Here is a 669-nt window from a genome sequence, read left to right on the forward strand (position 1 = left end):
TTCCTGGATCTGCCGGAAGCGGGCGGCCATGTCCAGGTCGGCGACGAAATCCTCGAGCTGGAATCCTCCAAGGCCGTGGAACCCTTGGTCTGCCCGGTGGCCGGCACGGTCGTCTATGTGAACAGGGCCGCCGCGGACGATCCGGCCGTGATCAACTCCGACCCGTACGGGGAGGGTTGGATATTGAAGATCGAACTGGATGACGACCAGCCCGACCTGTTGGACGCCGACGAATACGCCAAGTTGATCGACGCAGCCCAGTAACGTGGGGCGGCCATGACGAGCGAGGTTAGCGGGCAGGCGGGCGGCCGGCGGCAGAGGGCCACGCATATGGCAGGAACGCCCAAGCCGATCCGGGCCCGGCGGGTCTCCACCTCCTTCGATGCCGCCGCCCCAAGGGAGCGTTTCGAACGACAGCCCCTGCCGGTGCAAGCGGTTCGCATGGGTGTCACCACCGGATTCGACGTCTGGGCCAGGTTATCGGCCGTTCTCTGCCGGCATCTGGGTTGGTATCCGCGGGTGGACCCCTACGTGGGGTACGGCACCGAGGGCTATTCCCGTCTGATCTGCCGCACCGTCCTTGCTTCCCCCAAGGCGGCGGCCGGTTCCATCGGCCGAGGAATCAGGACCGCGCTGACCGTACCCGCCCCCAGGACCCGGGTAACGATA

General features: G+C 66.5%; 1 protein-coding gene and 1 pseudogene. Both read left to right on the plus strand.

What is annotated here, in order from left to right; genetic code table 11:
• A partial coding sequence (locus CRD60_RS08215) for a glycine cleavage system protein H (RefSeq protein WP_130473089.1) occupies positions 1-264 on the plus strand: 264 nt, incomplete at its 5' end.
• 12 nt (positions 265-276) lie between these two features.
• A pseudogene (locus tag CRD60_RS08220) lies at positions 277-669 on the plus strand (ABC transporter ATP-binding protein); the annotation flags it as partial.

It is taken from the genome of Bifidobacterium aemilianum, assembly GCF_003315635.1.
GTDB lineage: Bacteria > Actinomycetota > Actinomycetes > Actinomycetales > Bifidobacteriaceae > Bifidobacterium > Bifidobacterium aemilianum.